Origin of the sequence: Nibrella viscosa, from assembly GCF_039541875.1 — a bacterium.
Classification (GTDB): domain Bacteria; phylum Bacteroidota; class Bacteroidia; order Cytophagales; family Spirosomataceae; genus Nibrella; species Nibrella viscosa.
In genome coordinates, this window is record NZ_BAABHB010000005.1 from 334,724 (window position 1) to 352,626 (window position 17,903).

15 protein-coding genes are annotated in these 17,903 nt (G+C 54.8%); 13 read left to right on the top strand and 2 right to left on the bottom strand.

Going from position 1 to position 17,903, the window contains the following annotated elements; genetic code table 11:
* The first annotated feature begins 349 nt into the window (after positions 1–349).
* From ABD931_RS15255 to ABD931_RS15305, 11 genes are all read left to right on the top strand, one after another.
* Positions 350–1,219: an FAD binding domain-containing protein gene (locus tag ABD931_RS15255; protein WP_345268579.1), complete on the top strand. Its 870-nt coding sequence runs from the start codon at positions 350–352 to the stop codon at positions 1,217–1,219.
* A 104-nt stretch (positions 1,220–1,323) separates the two neighbouring features.
* Positions 1,324–1,827, top strand: a complete 504-nt coding sequence (locus tag ABD931_RS15260; protein WP_345268581.1) for a (2Fe-2S)-binding protein — start codon at positions 1,324–1,326, stop codon at positions 1,825–1,827.
* A gap of 24 nt (positions 1,828–1,851) precedes the next feature.
* A complete protein-coding gene (locus tag ABD931_RS15265; protein WP_345268583.1) occupies positions 1,852–4,221 on the top strand; it encodes an aerobic carbon-monoxide dehydrogenase large subunit in 2,370 nt (789 codons plus the stop codon).
* An 85-nt stretch (positions 4,222–4,306) separates the two neighbouring features.
* The gene (locus tag ABD931_RS15270) at positions 4,307–4,846 is read left to right on the top strand and encodes an SRPBCC family protein (RefSeq protein WP_345268585.1); all 540 of its coding nucleotides are present in this window, start codon (positions 4,307–4,309) and stop codon (positions 4,844–4,846) included.
* On the top strand, positions 4,821–5,696 hold the full coding sequence (locus tag ABD931_RS15275; protein WP_345268587.1) for an AAA family ATPase: 876 nt from the start codon (positions 4,821–4,823) through the stop codon (positions 5,694–5,696). Before ABD931_RS15270 ends, ABD931_RS15275 begins: the two co-directional genes overlap by 26 nt.
* The gene (locus ABD931_RS15280; protein ID WP_345268589.1) at positions 5,668–6,807 is read left to right on the top strand and encodes a vWA domain-containing protein; all 1,140 of its coding nucleotides are present in this window, start codon (positions 5,668–5,670) and stop codon (positions 6,805–6,807) included. Before ABD931_RS15275 ends, ABD931_RS15280 begins: the two co-directional genes overlap by 29 nt.
* Positions 6,800–7,765, top strand: a complete 966-nt coding sequence (locus ABD931_RS15285) for an XdhC family protein (RefSeq protein WP_345268591.1) — start codon at positions 6,800–6,802, stop codon at positions 7,763–7,765. The genes ABD931_RS15280 and ABD931_RS15285 overlap by 8 nt, the downstream gene beginning before the upstream one ends.
* Complete coding sequence (locus tag ABD931_RS15290) at positions 7,762–8,883, top strand: XdhC family protein (RefSeq protein WP_345268593.1); 1,122 nt, start codon at positions 7,762–7,764, stop codon at positions 8,881–8,883. Before ABD931_RS15285 ends, ABD931_RS15290 begins: the two co-directional genes overlap by 4 nt.
* 218 nt (positions 8,884–9,101) lie before the next feature.
* The gene (locus ABD931_RS15295; RefSeq protein ID WP_345268595.1) at positions 9,102–10,253 is read left to right on the top strand and encodes a DNA cytosine methyltransferase; all 1,152 of its coding nucleotides are present in this window, start codon (positions 9,102–9,104) and stop codon (positions 10,251–10,253) included.
* Positions 10,246–10,650: a very short patch repair endonuclease gene (locus tag ABD931_RS15300; RefSeq protein ID WP_345268597.1), complete on the top strand. Its 405-nt coding sequence runs from the start codon at positions 10,246–10,248 to the stop codon at positions 10,648–10,650. The genes ABD931_RS15295 and ABD931_RS15300 overlap by 8 nt, the downstream gene beginning before the upstream one ends.
* A gap of 1 nt (position 10,651) precedes the next feature.
* Positions 10,652–11,629 carry an HNH endonuclease gene (locus tag ABD931_RS15305; RefSeq protein WP_345268599.1) on the top strand — a complete coding sequence of 326 codons (978 nt, stop codon included), beginning with the start codon at positions 10,652–10,654 and terminating at the stop codon, positions 11,627–11,629.
* 73 nt (positions 11,630–11,702) lie between these two features.
* Here the strand turns inward: ABD931_RS15305 and ABD931_RS15310 are convergent, their stop codons facing one another.
* Together ABD931_RS15310 and ABD931_RS15315 are read right to left on the bottom strand one after the other, a co-directional pair.
* Entirely contained in the window at positions 11,703–13,709 is a 2,007-nt protein-coding gene (locus ABD931_RS15310) for an alpha/beta hydrolase domain-containing protein (protein ID WP_345268601.1), read from the bottom strand.
* 238 nt (positions 13,710–13,947) lie between these two features.
* Entirely contained in the window at positions 13,948–15,522 is a 1,575-nt protein-coding gene (locus ABD931_RS15315; RefSeq protein WP_345268603.1) for a PAS domain-containing sensor histidine kinase, read from the bottom strand.
* Between the two features lie 241 nt (positions 15,523–15,763).
* Between ABD931_RS15315 and ABD931_RS15320 the strand changes: the two genes are divergently transcribed.
* The gene (locus ABD931_RS15320) at positions 15,764–16,435 is read left to right on the top strand and encodes a response regulator (protein ID WP_345268605.1); all 672 of its coding nucleotides are present in this window, start codon (positions 15,764–15,766) and stop codon (positions 16,433–16,435) included.
* A 78-nt stretch (positions 16,436–16,513) separates the two neighbouring features.
* Complete coding sequence (locus ABD931_RS15325; RefSeq protein WP_345268607.1) at positions 16,514–17,869, top strand: HAMP domain-containing sensor histidine kinase; 1,356 nt, start codon at positions 16,514–16,516, stop codon at positions 17,867–17,869.
* Positions 17,870–17,903: the final 34 nt, after the last annotated feature.

Genomic DNA, 17,903 nt, shown 5'->3' on the forward strand with positions numbered 1-17,903 from the left:
ACCCGAAACTACCGGGGCAGAGGAACGCGAACCGCCATCCTCACTGCGCTTTTGGGGTTATCTCTTCTGCTTTTTGGCCTTCTTACACCCAACGCTATGGGGTGGTACTACACAGGAGCAATCCTCCTGCTTTTGAGCAGTATCTACAATGGTCCCGGCTATCGATGGCTGAACCATACACGTCTGGCACGCCGATTCCCCCTGTCAACAAACCAATAAACCCTAACCCCGAAGCCTATGCTATAAAACCTATCCATTGCAACCGCTGTCGGTTGCCTTATTATATGTAGCTGCATTAATTGTAAATACCCGTATTTAACCAGAACCTCTAATTATTCCTACCTACCACATGATTGCTGCAGAATTTAATTACGAAGCCCCCACCACACTCGATGAGGCCATTGCGCTGCTTCAGAAGTATGGCGACGAGGCCAAAATTCTCTCAGGCGGGCACAGCCTGATTCCCATGATGAAACTCCGGTTTGCTTCGCCGGAACACATCATCGACATCAACGGAATTCCCGGACTGGCCGACATCAACATCGAGGATGAGACGCTCAAAATCGGAGCCCTCACCCGCGAAGCCCAGTTGGAGCACTCCGACCTGCTCAAACAGCACTTCCCGATTTTTGGCGACGTAACCAAACTCATTGCCGACCCGCAGGTGCGCAACATGGGAACCATCGGCGGTAACCTGGCCCACGGCGACGCAGCCAACGATCACCCGGCCGTGATGATGGCCCTCAACGCCACCGTAGTAGCCACCGGCCCGGAAGGCAATCGCGAAATTCCCATCGACGAGTTTTTCTACGGCTTTTACACCACCGCTCTCCAGCCCGACGAGATCCTGACCGAAATCCGGATTCCGCTGCCGGGTCCCGGTACGGGTAGCGCTTACCACAAACTGGAGCGCAAAGTGGGTGATTACGCCACCGCCGGCGTAGCCGTGCAACTCACGCTCGACAGCAACGGAGTCTGTACCTATGCCGGTATCGGCCTGACCAACGTCAACCCCGTGCCCTTGCGGGCCACCCGCTCTGAAGAAGCGCTGCGGGGCAAAACCCTCACCGACGAGGTCATTGCCGAAGCCGCCCGGTATGCCTCGGAAGACTGCAATCCATCAGCCGACCTGCGGGGCGACGAAGAATACAAACGCGCCATGGTGGGTGTGCTGGTGAAACGTATGATTCACAAAGCCGCCGAACGCGCCATGGCCTAGTACGGCTGAGTGATGCGCCAGATTCGACCATTCACTCTTTCGCTGGGCCGCCAGCCCGGTCTTTCACTCTTTCGCTCATTCGTTCATTCACTCATTACATACCCATGAAACAAATCACCGTCACTGTCAACGGACAACCCCACACGGCCGAGGTAGAGCCGCGGTTGCTGCTGGTACACTTCATCCGGGAAAACCTGAACCTGACGGGCACCCACATCGGCTGCGACACCAGCAGTTGCGGAGCCTGCACTATTCTGCTCGACGGCAAGTCGGTTAAATCCTGCACCGTACTGGCGGTACAGGCCAACGGCAAATCCGTGGCAACCGTCGAGGGCCTTTGCGCCCCCGGTGCGGCCCTGCATCCCATTCAGGAGGGCTTTAAGGAAAACCACGGCCTGCACTGCGGCTACTGCACGCCCGGCATGATGATGCGGGCCATTGAACTGCTGGAGCAGAATCCCAACCCGACGGAAGAAGAAATCCGCTGGGGTATTTCGGGCAATCTGTGCCGCTGCACGGGCTACAACAATATCGTGAAAGCGATCCAGTATGCAGGTGCCAAAATCCGGGGTGAAGAAACGCCTTCCACCGAACCCCAGTTTGTCTAACCCTAAAATCGACCCCAAATAAAGATGACACAACAGTGTAAAACCTCAAAGGCGATTGGCGGGATGGGACATTCCATCAAGCGCAAAGAAGACATACGATTTGTGCAGGGCAAGGGCCATTACGTTGACGACATCAAGCTCGACGGAATGCTCTACATGGACATTGTCCGCAGCCCGTATGCCTACGCCAAAATCAAGAAAATAGACACCGAAGCGGCCCTGAAAGTGCCAGGGGTAGTGGCCGTGGTGACCGGCAAGGACCTGGAGCAGTATAACCTCCACTGGATGCCGACCCTGATGTCGGATACCCAGATGGTGCTGCCGACCGATACCGTCATGTACCAGGCGCAGGAAGTAGCCGCCGTGATTGCCACCAGCCGCTATGCCGCCCGCGACGGGCGCGAAGCCGTGCGCGTGGACTATGAGCCGATGAAGCCGGTGATTGACCCTTTCAAGGCGCTGGACCCGGAGGCCCCCGTGCTGCGGACCGACAAACCCGGCAAAACCGACAACCATATCTGGCACTGGGAAGTAGGCGACAAAGCCAAAACCGACGATGTATTCTCGAAAGCCGAAGTGGTGGTGAAGGAGCAGATGCACATCCCGCGCATTCACGTAGCCTCCATTGAGACCTGCGGCTGCGTGGCCGATTACGACAAGGTGAACAACCACCTCACCATGTACATGACTACGCAGGCTCCGCACGCTATTCGCACGGTGATTGCCCTGGTGGCCGGTCACGTGGGCCTGACGGAAGAAAAAGTGCGGGTGATTTCGCCGGATATTGGCGGTGGCTTCGGCGGTAAAGTGCCGGTGTATCCGGGCTACGTCATTGCCATTGCCGTCTCGTTCCTGGTGGGTAAACCGGTGAAGTGGATTGAAGACCGCAGCGAGAACCTGCAGGCCGACTCCTTCGCCCGTGATTACCACATCACCGCCGAAATGGCCGGCACCAAAGAAGGCAAGATTCTGGCGACGCGCTTCAAAGTCCTGGCCGACCACGGCTATACCGATGCCTCGGCCAACCCGTCGAAATTCCCGACCGGTATGTTCTCCATCGCGACGGGTTCGTATGATTATGATACCGCCTACATGGAGGCCGATGCCATTTACACCAACAAACCGCCGGGAGGAGTTGCGTATCGCTGCTCGTTCCGCGTGACAGAAGCGGTTCACGCCATCGAGCGGATGACCGACCGCTTTGCGCTGGAAATCGGTAAAGATCCGGCTGAGTTGCGGTTCCAGAATTTTATTAAGAAAGAAGATTTTCCGTGGCCTTCGCCAACGGGTTGGGTGTACGATAGCGGTGACTATGAAGCGGGTCTGCGCAAGGCGATGGATGTTATCGGCTACGACGAACTGCGCAAGGAGCAGGCCGGGAAACGCGCCAAAGGTGAACTGATGGGTATTGGTATCTCCACTTTTACCGAAGTGGTCGGTGCCGGTCCGTCGAAAGACTTCGATATTCTGGGCATCAAGATGTTCGATAGCGCCGAGATTCGAGTACACCCCACCGGCAAAGCCATTGCCCGCTTCGGGACCAAATCGCAGGGACAGGGGCACGAAACCACCTACGCCCAGATTATTGCCGAGGAACTGGGTATCCCCGCCGAGAACATTCAGGTCGAAGAAGGCGATACCGACACGGCTCCCTACGGCCTCGGTACCTACGCCAGCCGGAGTACACCGACCGCCGGTGCGGCAGCCGCCATAGCCGCCCGCAAACTGCGCGACAAAGCCCGCAAGATTGCCGCCTACCTGCTGGAAGTAAGCGAAGACGACCTGGAGTGGGAGCCGGGCAAATTCTTCGTGAAGGGAGCACCCGAAAAGGCCAAAACCATTCAGGAACTGGTGTTTGCGGCCTACACCAACCACCCGCAGGGGATGGAAGCCGGCTTTGAAGCCACCCACTACTACGACCCCCCGAACCTGACCTTCCCTTCCGGCGCGTATATCTGCGTGGTCGACATCGACAAGGAGACGGGCGGTATCCATGTACGCCGGTTCGTGGCCATCGACGACTGCGGCAACATCATCAACCCGATGATTGTGCAGGGACAGGTACACGGCGGCCTCACGCAGGGCATCGCCCCTGCCATGTACGAAGCCCTGGTGTACGACGAAGCCGGCAATATCCTGAACGGTACGTTGATGGATTACCTTGTACCCACGGCCGTTGAGTCGCCGAATTGGGAGACCGGCCACGTGATTACGCCCTCACCCCACCACCCCATCGGAGCCAAAGGTGTGGGCGAGTCGCCAACGGTAGGCGCACCACCCGCCATTGCCAACGCCATCGTCGATGCCCTGTCACCCTACGGCATCACCCACCTGGACATTCCGATTACGCCGTATAAGGTGTGGAAGGCGTTGAAGGAGAAAGGAGCGATTTAAAATTTCGGATTTCGGATTGGGGATTTCGGATTGTCAGGACCTGCACCGTAAATCCCCAATCCGAAATCCTCAATCCGAAATCATTATGACAACTAATCTCACAAAATCATTCGATGTCGAGCAGCCGATAGATCTGGTTTGGGCAACGCTGACTGATCCACCGCAGATTGTGGATTGCGTGCCGGGCGCGTCGCTGACCGAGCAGGTCGACGCCGACAATTATAAAGGCTATGTCGGGCTGAAGTTTGGCCCGGTCAAGGCGGGGTATGATGGCCTGGTTACCTTCGTGGAACGCGATGCGGTGAACAGGAAGATGACCCTGAAAGGCATGGGCATCGACAGCAAAGGAAAAGGCAATGCCGAAATGCTGATGAATGCCCACCTGACCGAAGTCAACGGCATGACGCATGTGGAGGCCACCATGGACATCAGCATCACGGGTATGCTGGCGCAGTTCGGTTCCCGGCTGGTCAACGACGTATCGAACCAGGTATTCGACCAGTTTGTTAACAATTTCAGGAAGAAGTTGGCTACTGCGGGTACCGAACCGGGCGAAGCGGCCGCCGACGATGCTGCGGACGAATCAAAATCCGGTATTGGTGGATTCATTAAAAAATTATTCTGAGATACTCGCGGCTTTAGACCAGCATCAGTACGTGGCCGATGAAGAACTGGCGACGGCCCTGTTTCTGATGCTCCGGCTTCGTAAACCGCTGCTGCTGGAAGGCCCGCCGGGTGTCGGTAAAACCGAGGTGGCCCTGGTACTGAGCGACCTGTTGCAGACCCCGCTTATCCGGCTGCAATGCTACGAGGGTCTGGACGTCAACGCGGCCGTGTACGAATGGAATTATCAGAAACAACTGCTGGGTATCCGGTTGCAGGAAGGCAGCGGGTTGTCGGTGGCCGAAAAAGAAAAGCATATTTTCGGCACCGACTACCTGCTCAAACGCCCGCTTCTGCAGTCCATTACCCACGAGGGTGGGTCGCCGGTGCTGCTGATCGACGAACTGGATCGCTCCGACGAAGAGTTTGAAGCCTTTCTGCTCGAACTGCTCTCGGCGTTTCAGATCAGCATTCCGGAAATCGGGACGATTAAGGCCACGCACAAGCCCTACATCATTCTGACCTCCAACCGCACCCGCGAACTGAGCGACGCGCTGAAACGACGGTGTTTGTACCACTGGATTGACTACCCGTCGCTCGACAAGGAGATGGCGATCATCCGCAAGCGCCTGCCGGACATTGAAAACGAGCTGCTGACGCAGGTAGTTGACTTTGTGCAGGAGTTGCGGCAACGGAAACTGGCCAAAACGCCGGGTATTTCGGAGACCATCGACTGGGCCGAGTCGCTGATGGCGCTGGGCTACCGCGAACTGAACCGGAAGGCCATTGAGCAATCGCTGGGCAGCCTGCTAAAATCGGTAGATGACATCAGACTGGTGAAAGATGAAGTTGCAAGCATTCGCCACGAATAGCCTCACGGAGTCCCTTGTTGCCTTTGCGCAGTTTGCGCGGAGTCACGGCCTCAACGTGGGTATTCAGGAAACGCAGGACGCGCTGGAAGCCGCCGGTCAGTCGCTGCTGACCACCCGGCAGAGCCTGAAGTACTCGCTCAAAGCCCTGTTCTGCACTTCGCCCGAAGAGCGAAAGGTATTCGACCGGCTGTTCAGCCTGTTCTGGGATACCAACCCGATTGACCTGCGCGAGGAAAAGAACAAGACCACGGTGCAGGGATCGGTCAGGAAAAAGACCAACCACACGCTGGTGCTGATGGGCGCGGGCAAAACCGCCGATTCCCTGGAAGATGCCAAAACCGTGTCGGGAGCCAATGAGGTAGAGCGCCTGCGGAAAACCGATTTTGCCAAAGTAAGCGAGGTAGACGCGCAGCAACTGGACGACATTGCCCGGAAGCTGTTCAAAGAAATTGCTCTGCGGCTGCGCCGTCGAATGAAGGAAAGCCAGACGGACGGTCGGGTAAACCTGCGCCGGACCATCCGGCGGAGCATCGGCTACGGGGGCGAACCGCTGGAACTGTACCGACGGGCCAGAAAACCAAAAAAACAACGCCTGATTGTGCTGCTCGACGTGAGCGGCTCGATGGACAAATACAGTTTTTTTCTACTGCGGTTCATTGTCGCCCTGCGCGAACACTTCCGGCAACTGGAAGCCTTTGTGTTCAGCACGACGCTCATCCGCATCAGCAAAGCCATTCAGCGCAACCGCCTGGAAACGGTACTGGCGCTGCTGCATCAACAGGCCGATAACTGGTCGGGCGGAACCAAAATCGGGGCCTGTCTGGAGACCTTTTGCGATACGTACGGAAACCGATTTCTGAACGGCTCTCCTACCGTCATTATCCTGAGCGACGGGCTGGAAACCGGGAGTGTCGAGAAACTGGCCGGGCAGATGCAGCGCATTCACCGCCGGGCCAAACGCGTAGTGTGGCTCAACCCCCTGAAAGGGATGCCCGGTTACGAACCCACTGCGCGGGGAATGGCGGCTGCGCTGCCGATGGTGGATACGTTCAAATCGGCGCACAACCTGAACAGTTTGGTAGAACTTGAAACCATTTTAGCCCATGCTTGACGAATTCTTAGACCAATATACGCGCCGTCGCCGGCAGAACGAGCTGTTTGCCACGGCAACGGTTGTCTGGCGCGAAGCGCCCAGTTCGGGGCAGGTTGGCAACCGGGCCATCATCAGCAGCAACGGTGAAATCTGGGGCTGGGTTGGTGGCGGCTGCAGCAAAGGGATTGTGCTGAAAGAAGCCGCTGCCGCCATGCAAGACGGAACGGCCCGGCTGGTGCGGATCCGCCCCGATGCCGAAGAAACGCAGCAGGCAGGCGTTATCGACTATAAAATGACCTGCCAGAGTGGCGGCAGCATCGATATTTTCATTGAACCGGTTATGCCCCAAACGCACCTGGTCATCATGGGTAAATCGGCCATTGCCAAAGCGCTGGCCACTATGGCCAAACTCCTCGACTACCGGGTTACGGTGATGGCAATGGGCGTCAACGAAGCCGACTTTGTCGGGGTCGACGATGTTAAAATGGCGTTCAGTTTCGGGAAAATACCCGTTAACCGGCATACGTTTGTGGTGGTAGCCACCCAGGGCGAGCAGGACGAAATGGCCCTGAAAGCCGCGCTGAAAGTCTCCTTGCCGTATCTCGCGTTTGTGGCCAGTCGCCGGAAGCGCGACTCCGTGTTTGCCTACCTGCGGGCAGCGGGGGTATCGGACAGCGAACTGGACACCGTTAAAGCTCCCGCCGGGTTCGACATTAAAGCCAGGACGCCCGCCGAAGTGGCCATCAGCATTCTGGCGGAGGTAATCCAGACCGTCCGGACCGAACAGACGCAGCCCGCTCCCCCGCAGAACCTGCCGGCCGAGGAGCGGTTTTACAACAACCCGGTTTGCGGTGTGCCGGTCGACAAAACCGCGCCCAAACACATTGTTACGTATAAGGGTGAAAACGTGTATTTTTGCTGCGACGGCTGCAAAGTGAAATTTGAGGCCGAACCCGAAAAGTATCTGCAGGCATGAAAGAGATAAAAGCCATCATCGACGGCTACGACCAGATTGACCGCCAGACGACGCAGGCGGCTTTAGCCACTGTAGTGCGGGTAGAGGGGTCGTCGTACCGGCGTACGGGTGCCCGGATGCTGGTTATGAGCGACGGCGTCTGGATTGGCGGCATCAGTGGCGGGTGTCTGGAAGGCGACGCCCTCAAACGCGCCCGGCTGGCCATTGCCAAAGCGTCGGCCTCTAAAATCACGTATGATACCACCACCGACGACGAGCACCAGATTGGCGTGGGGCTGGGTTGCAACGGCATCATCGACGTGCTGTTTACCCCCCTCGATTTTGCCGATTCGAATAATCCCGTTGAAATACTGAAACGCTGCATGAACGAACGTCGCCAAACGCACGTACTCATTACCATTACCGGCCTGGAAGGCGACTGGGCGTCCGTCAAAGAAGGCGATGTTATCCGCTACCAGGACGCCGGCAGCCTTGACGTGCTGGACAACGCCACCATTCAGGCAGCCCTGGAGGAGAAAATTCAGGCCCGCCTTGAAAAAGGGGTATCGGCTCCTTACCGGTTCGACAGTCCGGAGGGGCAGGTGCTGGAGGCTTTTATTGAGATATTAGCGCCCGAAACGCATCTGGTGCTGTGGGGGCATCAGTACGATGTGTATCCGCTCACGCGCCTGGTGAAGGAACTAGGCTGGCGGGTTACCATCGTAGCCAATCCGCTAAAGGTAAACCGGAAAATTGCCGCCCTCGCCGACGCCATCGTCCCCCCCGAAAACTACACCGACATTCTCTTCGACGAACACACCGCCGTAGTGCTGATGTCGCATGATTACAAAACCGACAAAGCGAACCTGCCCAAAGTGCTGGCAACCGGAGTTCCCTACGTTGGTATGCTGGGGCCACGCGTCCGTTCCGAACGCATCTGGTCCGAACTGGCCGAAGAGGGTTACGCCATAACCGAAGACGAATATGAGCGCATCCACGCACCGGTAGGCCTGGACATCGGCGCCGTCTCCCCGGAAGAGATCGCCCTATCCCTAGCCGCCGAAATCCGCGCCGATTTCTCGAATCGGGATGGCTCGTTTCTGCGATTAAGGCAGAGTCCGATACATGTGCGGGAGTAGGTAACCGGCTAATGAATAGTCCGGCAACGCTGACAAACTTGGCAATGCTGTCCATAGTGGTAATATAACGTATTATTCCACTCACTACGAATCAAAAGCGGAGCGTCCGAAAATCACGGCATAAGTGCACGAATATCGGCCAGTTGGTGTTTGTTCAGGTACCGAATAAACCTTAAATTCGCTTACTTCACAAAGTGATTGCTACTTCAAGAGACGACATGCCGTTGAAATTAATCGATTTATTTGCAGGAGCAGGCGGCTTCACGCTAGGCTTTGTGCAATACACCAAACGTACCGGAGAGAAAATTTTTGAGCCAGTCTGGGCTAATGATTTTAACAAATATGCCGCCAATACGTATAATGCTAATTTTGGTCACCATTGTCATTCAGGCGATATTGTCGATATTCTTGAAGATCCGGCCACTGTTATACCCAAAGCAGACGTTGTAATTGGAGGCCCCCCCTGTCAGGGCTTTAGTCTTCTCAATAAGAATAGAACGCTGGACCCCCGCAAGCAACTATGGCTGCCGTATATGGATGTAGTTGAGCGGTCAGGGGCTTCCATGTTCGTGATGGAGAATGTCCCTGAGTTGCTGGCCTCGGAAGAATTCATACAAATTCGGGAAGTAGCCAAAGAAATGGGGTTCACCCTGCGGTGGGCAAAGCTGGTAGCCGCCGATTATGGGGTACCGCAAGTGCGTACGCGGGCATTTGTTATGGGTTCTCGCCTAGCTGATCCTATCGATGTATTTCCCCCCTTACGTACGCACCGTGACCCCCAAAACAAAAAACCGCTGGATTTCTCTCTTTATCATCCGGATGTACGCCCCTGGGTGACGCTCCGCACCGCCATTGGGGATTTACCTGCTCCTGTCGGTACGGAGATTAGAGGTGAGCGAGGCACGGAGGCCCTACATTTCGGTCGAACTCCCACCCAAATGAGTCTGGAACGTTACCGCGCCGTTCCGGAAGAAGGAATGAATCGTTTTGACCTCCAGCGAAGAGCGCCACACCTTACGCCTAAATGCTGGATTAATAAAAAGAACGGAGGCACGGATCTATTCGGTCGGCTTTGGTGGGATCGACCCTCCGTAACGATACGAACCGAATTTTTCAAACCGGAGAAGGGGCGCTATTTACACCCGGTCCAACACCGGCCAATCACGCACCGGGAAGCAGCACGCATTCAGGGCTTTCCGGATGATTTCATTTTCAAGGGCAGTAAAATTGAAATTGCCCGCCAAATCGGTAATGCGGTTGCTGTAGGAATCGCCGGGCGAATCGCTGATGCTGTTTGGCGACATTACAACTATCATTTTATGGAGAAGGAACCCATAGTTGGTTCAATTGAGGAGATTTATAATGGATAAGCTCACCCCGGATGAGCGAAGCCGGGTAATGGCGAAAGTCAAAAATGCAAATACCACTCCTGAGCTGCTCGTCAGACGATTGTTGCACAGGATGGGTTACAGATTTAAACTGAACGACAAAAAGCTGGCCGGTTCGCCCGACATTGTACTCCCTCGACACCGTAAAGTCATATTTGTGCATGGCTGCTTTTGGCATGGACATGATTGTGTTCGTGGTAAACGCCCAACCACCCGAGTAGAGTTCTGGAACGCCAAAATAGATCGAAACATCGAAAGAGATCGGTTAGCTTTAGACACATTAGCGACTGCCGGTTGGAAAGTTCTCATCATTTGGGAGTGCTGGACAAAATCATCTCAGCAGTTGCAGCAACTCCTTTCCGACTTTATGCAAAGCTGATATGGCAAAGCGCAGAGCGTTTAATGTTGAAGAAGCAAGGAATCAGTTAATTGATTTGCTGGATAACTTCGTTACGCTTTCCTCAACCTCAGATTTGAGGTCGAAGGTGCTTACGTTAATTCCGGCCTTCCGACTACTTAGCGAAGTAGGCATGTCCGTAATACCAAATTATAGTGAATATTCAGCTCGTGAACGGATTCTTATCTACTTTCGGCAGAACCTGCTGACCATTATCGATACCGAGGAATTAATGATTGTCTCCGGTATAAGTGAGTATCCCCGTCGGATTCGGGAACTACGTGTTCAGGATGGTTGGCCTATTCTTAGCGGGCAAACTGTAAGAAGTATGCTGGATGCAGGCGAATGGGAAGATGAAGCAATCGATGTGTCCCGTATGAGACCTGACCAGTATATTCTTCTGGAGAACGAACAGGACCGTGATGCTGCTCATCGATGGGGTACGATTAATCGAATCCGAAAACAGAATATTTCTGTTCAGGACAAAATCATCAATTATCTTCGACTTAATGTGGGTCGTCACATAACCGGAGAGGAGTTGGCTTATCTCGCCAATGGCGCAACCGATTGGGCACGCCGGGTTCGGGAGCTACGTACTGAGAAAGGTTGGCCGGTCAGAACAAAAACCTCGGGAAGACCTGATCTACCAGTAGGCGTTTATTTACTGGAAGAAGATAAGCAGGCACAGGAGCACGACCGTAAAATTGATGATAGTGTGCGGGCAGCGGTTTTAGAGCGAGATGAATTCCGCTGTCGAAAGTGTGGCTGGAATCGCAATCAAAAACGACCCGAAGACCCCAGACGGCTGCTTGAACTCCATCATTTAGAGTATCATGCGGCAGGAGGTAAAAATGAAGAGGGAAATCTGATTACCCTGTGTAATGTAGATCATGATGTTGTTCACCGCGACCATATGAATAAAGAACAGGTATTCTATTGGATTGGCATAAATAGTTTGTAATATACAGTCAAAGGGAGCAGGAATGATTCATAACCAAGATTCAGGTCCTGGTCTTGTTCAGCCCAATTTCCATTTACTTCAACACGTCACTGGCCTCAGCCTCCTGAATATACTTCTGCACATCTTCATCGAGCAACAGGCGTTGGCGGGCCAGCGTTTGTGCGGTTTGCCGAACAGCCTTCATATAGCCCTGGTGTGTTTTGTAGCGTTCCTCCAGGGACAAACGGGGGTCAATTAATCCGGAACTTGATACAGACAACCGTTCGGCTTTAGTCTTTTTGAACGGTATATACTGACCGGCTGATTCACAACCGTCGTTTTCGCCGAAGCCTTCCCGGCGCAGGGCCCAGCCCGTTGTGGTGGCAACCGGGGCAGCTACCGGCGGCAGCCGGATACCCGCTATTTCGTTTCCATCCCGGTCTACTTTCGACACAAAATTGGGGTATACGGGTCGACCCGCCAGACTGGGCGGATAATTTGTCAGGATGCCTTTGTCAAACTGAGGGCCAAAGTCGAGTTGGTACCGGGTGGTGATGGTGCCGGTATAAGTAACACCCGGAATGTCCGGCCAGCCGAGAGCCGCCGGGGGAACCATGCCGGTTGGGGAGCCGGGTTGGGCAACGGCCATGACGGCGGTGCCGTCGGACCGCCGGGGTACCCGACTGGCGGGCGGTTCAATGCCTTTGGTAACCCATTCGTCCAGGGCAACAAACAACGCCCGCAGCACGGGTTCCGCATTGGTCGGGTTCTGCAACTGCCGGCATATACCCCGGCTCGTGGCGTTACCCGTGCCGTGCTGGGCTCCGGCAATCAGGAAGAACCGCACATTCTCCGGGTCGGGCAGGTCGTTTCCCCACAAATCGGTATGCAGGAGCGATGCGGCCTTGACCCAGTATTCGTTGGCCGAATTAATCTCGAACACCTTTGGACAGGTGTTGCCGGCCTGACAACGGGCCAGGCGACCGGCCGTTTTACCGGTCAACGGATCAGTCAGCACGGGGTACGCAAACGGGAAAACGGCTTCGGGGTACAAGTGATTCTGCCGGTTCCGCTCGGTCCGCGACGGCTGCGCAAACCGGTAATTAACAGCCACACCGCTGCTGCCTCCCAGCCAGTTCTCCATTCCGTCGATTACCCGACGGCCCTGCTCATCGGCGTTGAATCCCAGCGTCTGGAAATCGTTCAGGTACCGGCCGGGTTGGGAGAGGGTGTACGAAAACGTATACCTTACATCACCCGCGAGCGGATTCGGATTACCGAAATCGTCGGCGGTGGCGTAGCGCATAAATGATACAAAATCGCGCGTAGCGGCTAACCCCAGGCCCGCTACCAGCGGGTCTTTCGCCGTATACGTAAACTCATAGATGGCGCTCTGCCGAAAGGGAGTGCCGGCCGGCAGCAACCGGATCGCACGCTCGTTGACGTACTCCCAGCCGCCCGGCGGTACGGTCACAGGCGTATCGGTCAACCGGTCCCGCACCGTCAGGGTAGCCCCGGCTTTATCGAGGGTAGCCGCCGGGTAAGCCAGGGTGTAGGTCTGCGCTCCCGGATTATCAAACACGATATACTCATACGAGGGTCCGGTTATGGGAGAGCCGTCTGGATTGGCAGCTACCGGAACCGTTATAGTCAGGTTATTGTTGCCGGGCGCTGCCGATATATCCCATCCGTTCCAGACCAGGGTATAGCCCCGGTTCATCAGAAAGCCTTCGCCGGCATCGGCCGCCGTGGTCGGATCATTGCCGCCTTTACTGTTATTCAGACCGCCAAACAGTTTACCACCCCGGTTGTTGACTTCCAGAAAAAGCTTATGGTTACCGTTACCCAGCGCTATGGGCTTCAGAATGTAAATATCCATGGCGTATTCCACCAGGCCTTTTGTATTTCGGGGGGCCAGGGTTATATCGGTAATCAGGGCATTTTGCGGATGATTGGGATCAATTTCGCCATAGGCCCGGCCTCGCAGTTTTTCGTAAGCCCCTACCCGCCCGAATACCCGGCCATCGAATGTGGGGGATTGCCGGCCGGTAATATCAATGCGCACAATTCGTGCCCAGGCGGGAGTGATGGCGATAAGCATACCTGCCCAAAGCGGTAAGGCAATGGCAAAACAAGCCGAAATAGATATTTTGGGGGAACACCGTAAGCGAAAAGTATACATAGCCCTGTAGGTTGTGCGTCCTGACAGCCAGAAAGAATTTATTACTCGCTGGAGGCACTATCAGGAGAATACCAGTCAGCCAGCTTATCCGCTATTTACGTTTTTATGCATGATAAAGCCGGAACGTCAGTGAATCTTGTTCTGGCCTTAACTATTCCTATACAGGAAGATACACGCTGAAGGTGGCACCCTGGTCGGGATGCCCCGTGGCGGTAACCACTCCCCCGTGGTTGGCTACTACTTTCTCCACAATGGCTAAACCTATACCTGTGCCGGAGAATTCCTGCTTACCGTGCAGGCGCTGAAACACGCCAAAAATGAGTTCGGCATGTCTGGGATCAAAGCCAATGCCATTGTCACTTACTTCAATAAGCTGATAGGCTTCGGCCTGCCGGGCTGCGGGTAACGGAACCGGCATTTCACTCCGCAGCAGTCGTTTGGTGCGCACCTTTACCTGTGGGATTACGGCTTCCCCCGAATGGGTCTTCCGGCGGAACTTTAACGCATTCGACAGCAGATTCTGAACAAGCTGCATCAGTTGCAGGGCATCTCCCGGCACGGTGGGTAAGTCATCCACGTCAATTTGAGCCCCACTCTCCTCGATGGCCACCGATAAGTTGTCGATCGCCTGGCTCACCACATTGGCCAGGGCCACCGGCTGAGCATTAACCTGCGAGGTGGAGATGCGGGAGTACGTCAGGAGATCCTGAATCAGCAGCGACATGCGGCCGGCGGCCTGCTGCATGCGCTGCACGTAATTCAGCCCCTGCTCCAGGTTCTGCCCGTAATTCTGTCTCAGCAGGTCCCCGAACTGCTGGATCTTCCGCAAGGGTTCCTGCAAATCATGCGAGGCCACATAGGCAAACCGACTCAGATTCTCGTTGGAGCGGTTCAATTCGTCAATCTTCCGTTCGAGCTGGCGTTGTAACTGCCGTAAGTGCGTAAAATCAGTAAAGTGGATAATGACCTCATCATCCAGCCGGGCCGTGCTCATCAGATTATAGAGATCCAGCCCGTCCTGATCATAGTGAATTTCGAAGGTAAGCGGCTGACCCGTCAGGTAGGTTTCAACCGGCCGGGTAAAGCTTAGCGTTTGAAAATAACCGGGAAATATGTCACCCACGCGTTTACCCTGAAGTTGTTCCGGCGTCGAGTTGGCGTAGCTGGCGTAGGCCTGGTTAGTCAGCTTGAAGCGAAAGTCTACGATAGTGCCGTTTTCGAAAACGGGTTGCAACACCTGCAGGGGTTCTTTAAACCCATTGATGATGGTTTGCAGATACCGGTTGGCCTGGGTGGCCTCTACAAGTTGTACGGAGTTAGTAATATCCTCGATGCTGTGAATGATAGCGGAAAGCTCCCCGCCGGGGTTCAACACCGGCTTATTGACCGGTCGCCAGACCCGCCACTCCAGTTCACCCGTTTTGGCGTTGGGCCATTGGTGTGACTGGTCGGCCATAGGATGGACCTTTTTGGTTTGGATTACCTCAGTCAACGAGTGCCGCAGGTGCCGGGCAACGGCATCGTTGCGCCCATCGGTAAAGAACACCTCGAAAACACTACAGCCCAACAGGTTCTCCCGCTGCAGCTCAAAAGCGGCCAGGTACTCGTCGGATACGGCGGCAATAGTAAACATCGGCGCATCGGGTAAGAGCACCAGATGCTTGCCCGGTATAGCGTTAAGTAGTAGCGACTGAAAAGCCAAGCTATGGCTGCTGGTAGCAGGTGTGGTCATCCTTAAAGCCCTGGCTGGAATAACGTTGTGAAAATCAAAAACAGGTGGCTGGTGTGTAAACCAGCCGGGCACGGCCGTAGCCTTTACCAGTTTAAGCCAGGCAGAGGATAAAATTAGAGCGGATCGTTCTAAGATACAAGACTTCTTTAGTTTGAGGTTAACCGGAGGTTGGTAACGGATCGAAAAATAGTATTTTCCAAATCAATACCACCGAACGCAATAATTAACCAATTTCGTTTTCATGAAAGTGCTGTTAGTTGAAGACGAAGAGCGGGTGGTCTCCTTTATTCGCAAAGGCATATCGGCCGAAGGCTACGAGGTTACCGTCGCGTACGACGGACGAACCGGCCTGTCGCTGTTCCGCAAGGATGTGTATGACATCGTCATTCTGGATGTCAACCTGCCGCAAATGAACGGTTTTGAACTATGCCGGTTGATCCGATTGGAGAATGAGGATGTGCCCGTGCTGATGCTGACCGCCCTGGACAGTCTGGCCGATAAGGCGGATGGCTTCAACGCCGGGGCCGACGATTATCTGGTTAAACCCTTCGAGTTTCAGGAACTGCTGTTACGACTCCGGGCCCTGACGCGCCGGCATGGCCCCAAACAGAAGCAGATACTCCGGCTGGCCGATCTGGAACTGAACCTGGATACCAAAACCGTAACCCGCGCCGGCCAGCGCATCGACCTCACCACCCGTGAATACTCCCTGATGGAATACCTGATGCTCAACAAGGGGAAAATTATTTCGCGAGTAGACATCAGCGAACGGGTCTGGAACCTGAATTTCGACAGCAACACCAACATCATCGACGTATATGTCAGCTACCTTCGCAAAAAAATAGACAAAGGATTTTCGCCCAAGCTGCTGCACACCATTGTGGGCATGGGGTACGTCCTGCGGGAAGGGTAGTTGGTTGAGTGGTTGATTGGTTAACTGGTTGGCTGGTTAACTAATCAACCAATTAACCACTGAACTAATCAACCAGCCATGCTGATTCGCAATCGCCTGACGCTCATATTTACGTTGCTGGCAACGGCTATCCAGATCACGCTCTCGCTGCTGGTGTGGTATTTTTATTCGCTGTTCCGGCAGGAAGAATTTTATAGCCGGCTGGAGTCAAAAGCCCGCGTGGCCGGACGGGTACTGATTTCCCGGCGGCACCTGCACGATGACTTTTTTAAGAACATGGTGCGTACCGACCTGCTTACCATCGTGGAGGAACAAATCAGTATTTTCGACAGCCGGCATAAACTGGTATTTACGAACCGCAACCTGAAGGAATCTGATTTTTATAAAGAAAAAATACCGCTGCTGACCAACCAATCGCTGTTTGAATTCAGAAGCGGTCACCTCGAATCGATTGTCTTACCGTATCAGGACCGGGGGCAACAGTTTTATATTTTTGCCTCCGGCTATGACCGCATCGGTCTGGCCAAATTGGGTACACTACAGCAGATTCTGGTGCTGGCGAATCTGTTCGGCTTTGCGCTGATTATGCTGGCCGGCTGGTATTTTTCCGGACGAGTGCTGAAACCTATTTCCCAGATCGTGGAGGAGGTAGAGCAGATTACCGCCCGGGACCTGCACAAGCGGGTACATGAAGGCAACCGGCGCGATGAAATTGCCCAGCTCGCCATGACCTTCAACCAGATGCTCTTCCGACTGGAAGATGCCTTTGTGTCCCAGCGCAGCTTTGTCTCCCACGCATCCCACGAACTGCGCACCCCACTCACCAATACCCTGGGTACGCTGGAAACATCGCTGCGGTACGACCAAAACCCGGCCGACTGGCGCGAGAGCATGGAGGTAGCCGTGGACGAACTCAAAAAAGTAATTGCCCTGACCAACGGCCTGCTGGGTTTGGCCAAAGTCACCGACGGCACCGTGGCGCTGGCAGATGTTCAGGTTGACGATTGCCTGCTCACCGCGATCGAGCAGGTGCAGACCAAATATCCGGGCCGGAACCTGCCGCTCCAGTTTATGACGAGTGAAGACCAGCCGTTTACGGTGAAAGGCAATGCGACCTTGCTGACAACGGCGTTCCTGAACGTACTGGATAATGCCTGCAAATATTCCGGCGAAGCGGTGGCCGTGCAACTACAAGCGACAGACAGCCAGATCGATGTAATCGTAACCGATCAGGGACAGGGCATCACCAAAACCGATGCCGCCTTTATTCTCAATCCGCTTTACCGGGGAGAAAATGCGGAGGGCGTGCCCGGCTATGGTATTGGTCTGGCCGTGACGCAGAAAATCATTGACCTGCATCAGGGTACATTGCAGATCACCTCTACAGTAGGCCAGGGCACTACGGTTACCATTAGTTTGCCCAGTCTGGTGTAGAGCAACGCCGGCAAAGAATACCCTGATCGGCCCA

Coding starts and splice junctions, on each gene's coding strand:
- ABD931_RS15255 (WP_345268579.1), top strand. CDS start 350: ATGATTGCTGCAGAATTTAATTACGAAGCCCCCACCACACTCGATGAG.
- ABD931_RS15260 (WP_345268581.1), top strand. CDS start 1,324: ATGAAACAAATCACCGTCACTGTCAACGGACAACCCCACACGGCCGAG.
- ABD931_RS15265 (WP_345268583.1), top strand. CDS start 1,852: ATGACACAACAGTGTAAAACCTCAAAGGCGATTGGCGGGATGGGACAT.
- ABD931_RS15270 (WP_345268585.1), top strand. CDS start 4,307: ATGACAACTAATCTCACAAAATCATTCGATGTCGAGCAGCCGATAGAT.
- ABD931_RS15280 (WP_345268589.1), top strand. CDS start 5,668: ATGAAGTTGCAAGCATTCGCCACGAATAGCCTCACGGAGTCCCTTGTT.
- ABD931_RS15285 (WP_345268591.1), top strand. CDS start 6,800: ATGCTTGACGAATTCTTAGACCAATATACGCGCCGTCGCCGGCAGAAC.
- ABD931_RS15290 (WP_345268593.1), top strand. CDS start 7,762: ATGAAAGAGATAAAAGCCATCATCGACGGCTACGACCAGATTGACCGC.
- ABD931_RS15295 (WP_345268595.1), top strand. CDS start 9,102: ATGCCGTTGAAATTAATCGATTTATTTGCAGGAGCAGGCGGCTTCACG.
- ABD931_RS15300 (WP_345268597.1), top strand. CDS start 10,246: ATGGATAAGCTCACCCCGGATGAGCGAAGCCGGGTAATGGCGAAAGTC.
- ABD931_RS15305 (WP_345268599.1), top strand. CDS start 10,652: ATGGCAAAGCGCAGAGCGTTTAATGTTGAAGAAGCAAGGAATCAGTTA.
- ABD931_RS15310 (WP_345268601.1), bottom strand. CDS start 13,709: ATGCTTATCGCCATCACTCCCGCCTGGGCACGAATTGTGCGCATTGAT.
- ABD931_RS15315 (WP_345268603.1), bottom strand. CDS start 15,522: ATGACCACACCTGCTACCAGCAGCCATAGCTTGGCTTTTCAGTCGCTA.
- ABD931_RS15320 (WP_345268605.1), top strand. CDS start 15,764: ATGAAAGTGCTGTTAGTTGAAGACGAAGAGCGGGTGGTCTCCTTTATT.
- ABD931_RS15325 (WP_345268607.1), top strand. CDS start 16,514: ATGCTGATTCGCAATCGCCTGACGCTCATATTTACGTTGCTGGCAACG.